Annotated in this window: 2 protein-coding genes and 1 pseudogene; all 3 read left to right on the top strand. The window is 47.0% G+C overall.

The features are described from left to right. Positions 1-366, top strand: a pseudogene (locus tag WBV75_RS06025) (SusC/RagA family TonB-linked outer membrane protein); the annotation flags it as partial. A gap of 26 nt (positions 367-392) precedes the next feature. After that, positions 393-2,063: a SusD/RagB family nutrient-binding outer membrane lipoprotein gene (locus WBV75_RS06020; RefSeq protein ID WP_424119740.1), complete on the top strand. Its 1,671-nt coding sequence runs from the start codon at positions 393-395 to the stop codon at positions 2,061-2,063. Between the two features lie 40 nt (positions 2,064-2,103). Then, the gene (locus tag WBV75_RS06015) at positions 2,104-3,024 is read left to right on the top strand and encodes a hypothetical protein (protein WP_424119739.1); all 921 of its coding nucleotides are present in this window, start codon (positions 2,104-2,106) and stop codon (positions 3,022-3,024) included. Positions 3,025-3,212 lie beyond the last annotated feature (188 nt).

Here is a 3,212-nt window from a genome sequence, read left to right as displayed (position 1 = left end):
CTCCCAGGGGTTAGTCAATCCACAGGGGAAGTGAACAACAAGCAGATCAACAACTCCACGTATTACTTCAACAACTTGTTATTCGGACCAACAGAATTACGCGTCTACGATGCTTCTGTGATTCGTCTTCAAGAGCTTTCTTTCGGATACAGTTTCCCTAAGAAATTCCTCGACAAGACACCGTTCGGATCACTTACAGTTACTGCGCAGGGCTTCAACCTCTGGTTCGATGCCTACAACACACCTAAAGGAGCAAATTTTGACCCTAACGTACAAGGGGTTGGTATCGGTAACGGGCGAGGCTTTGACTTCCTCAACGGTCCGAGCTCTCGCAGATATGGAATCAGTCTTAGAGCATCCTTCTAATAAAAATTGTTAATGATATAGCTATTATGAAAAATTTGTTTAAATATATTTCGATAGTCTTTATTGCAGGAGCTTTGCTTAATTCCTGTGAGACGACAGATCTGGACTTAAGAGTGAGTCCAAACGACCTGGCCTCAGACCAGGCGGATCCGAACCTGTTGCTGACTTCAGTTCAGTTGGCATATGGCACGAACCAGCAGGCTCTCAGTGATATTTCTGCAGAACTGACCCGGATTGATTATATGTTCGGACGGAACTACTTTAACAACTACCCCGGATCCGATTTAAACGGTACCTGGGGAAGAACCTACAGTAGTAACGGTAACGGTGTTGGAGATGGGGTATCAATCGGTATCCTGACCAACCTCCAAAACCTGGAAGCACTGAACGAAGACCCTGAGGTTGATTTAGGATTCCACGTGGCTGTTGCAAAGACGTTATATGCGCATTCACTGATTCAACTCGTGGATTTTGTCGGGGCAGCTGCCTTTAGCGAAGCGGGAAATCCAGCTGAGTTTCCAGCACCAAACCTCGACAGTGGCGAGGAGGTTTACGCTGCTGCTTTAGGCCTTTTGGATGAAGCCGAAAGTCTTTTCGCTGCAGACCCAAATACAATTGGAGCCGTTGACATCTTCTACAATGAAGATATTTCCAAATGGGAGAAGCTCGTCAACACCATTCGTTTGAAAGCGTATTACACCACCGGTAACGTCGCCGCGTTCAACCAGGTAATTGCCGGGAATAATTTTATTTCAGACCCGGCAGATGACTTTTTCCTTCAGTACGGAACCAGTGAATTGCAACCGGATAACAGACATCCTGACTTTGCAGCTGATTACACTCCTTCTGGGGCGAACATCTATCAGTCTAACTGGATCATGGAATTGATGCTGAACAACGACGACCCGAGAATCCGGTATTATTTCTACCGTCAGGTAGATGCTACCCCGGGTGCCGACGCTCCACCTAGTGAAGAAGACCTTGCTTGTTCTCTGGCAGTTCCGCCTCAGCACTATATAGACGGAGGGTTCACATATTGCTCGGTTCCCAATGGCTACTGGGGACGTTCTCACGGAAACAATGAGGGTACTCCTCCCGATAACTTTAAAAGAGCCGCTGTAGGAGTTTATCCTGCAGGAGGTCGTTTTGACGACAGCAGCTTCGGTGAAGTTGGTCTGGGTCTCGGTGGTGGTGGCGCTGGAATCGAACCTATCTTCATGTCTTCTTATGTAGATTTCTGGAGAGGGATGATGGCGTCTTCGGATGCAGACAGAGCGAACTTCATGCGATCCGGTTTGGTAAAATCTATCGCTACAGTTCAGACTTTTGGAGCTTTGGACAGCGGTGCAGATCAAACTACGGCACCTACACCAGACGATGTTTCTGATTATATCGATGGAATCGTAGCTGACTTTAACGCAGCTACTGGTGACGCTAAGGAGAACATCTACGCAGAGCAGTACTTTACTACTCTGTACGGAGGGGCTACTGAAGCCTGGGTATATTACAGACTTACAGGATTCCCAACAACACTATTACCAAACTGGGAAGCCCAACCAGGTCCGTTCCCTCGAACTCTATTGTATCCGCAAAATGAAGTGGTAACGAATGCAGGACTGACTCAGAAAGAAACTCTGACAGAACAGGTGTTCTGGGATACAAACCCGGCAAGTCCAACCTTCCCACCAGCAAACTAAAAAGCAACAGAACATGAAAAGATATAGCAACAAACTAATAATGACAGTTTTGGCTGGATCAGCCCTGCTTTTCACAGCCTGTCAGGAGGGTGACAACCCCATTGATGAAGTCAATGATAATGAAACCCGGGGAGCCGTCCTCAGGACCATTGAAGTTTTCTCCCCCGAATTACCTATTGGCGACCCAGAAGGATTTTTCGGCCTGGAAGCTGAAATGCAAACTCAGGAAGACGGAGACAATGTAGACTTCGTTGAAGTATATGTGGCCTTTAATGATAACACTGGAGGGACAGATACAAAAGAGGAGACACTTCATGAAACCATTGACCCATCTCAGTTTTTTATTGGGGAGTTTGGGTACCCTCGTTTTAGAAGTGAGGTTACTCTTGGCGCCATGCAGGCTACCCTTGGTCTGAACGACTCTCAGGTAAGGGGTGGAGACCAGTTCAGGATTCGTTACGAAATCGTCCTTGATGATGGCCGGCGTTATTCCTTTGCGGATAATACAGGTACGTTAACCGGATCCTTCTTTAGCTCTCCATTTTTGTACACCGCCGATATCGTTTGTCCTCCTATAGGACCATTACCCGGCGTGTATACTATTGAGATGCAGGATTCCTATGGAGACGGTTGGCAAACAACCACCGGAGGTGGTGGAGATGGGATTACCCTTACACTGAGCACCGGTGAGGTTTTCGAGGTAGGACTTTGTTCGCCATACTCTTCTGGAGACGGAACTTTCCTGAGAAGTGGTGATTGTACTCCTGGAGATGCTAGCGGTACCGCCACAATTACTGTACCAGCGGGAGTAGAATCTGCTGAATGGTTCTTCCCTGGAGATTTCTATGGAGAAATCAGTTTCCAGATCATTCACCCTACGGGGGCAGTGATAGCGGATGTTGGCTCAGGAGCCGATGCAGGCCCCGTGGTTATTAACTATTGTTTTGACTATCCCGAATAAATCCGGGATATCTATAAGTATATTAAGAAGAGGCAGTCTGGAAAGGCTGCCTCTTTTTTTTTGATTAGGCCTATCGTTTTTTGAGAAGGCATTCATTACCGCATATTACCTGAACTTAAGTGTGATCTCTCCAAAGTGAAAACAGCAGAGCTTTCCCTGGTATCGTGCAGAAATTAGCAGCGCACTAC

Source organism: Robiginitalea sp. (genome assembly GCF_049588695.1).
In the GTDB taxonomy this organism is placed as follows: domain Bacteria; phylum Bacteroidota; class Bacteroidia; order Flavobacteriales; family Flavobacteriaceae; genus Robiginitalea.
This window is presented reverse-complemented; position numbering and strand designations above follow the sequence as displayed.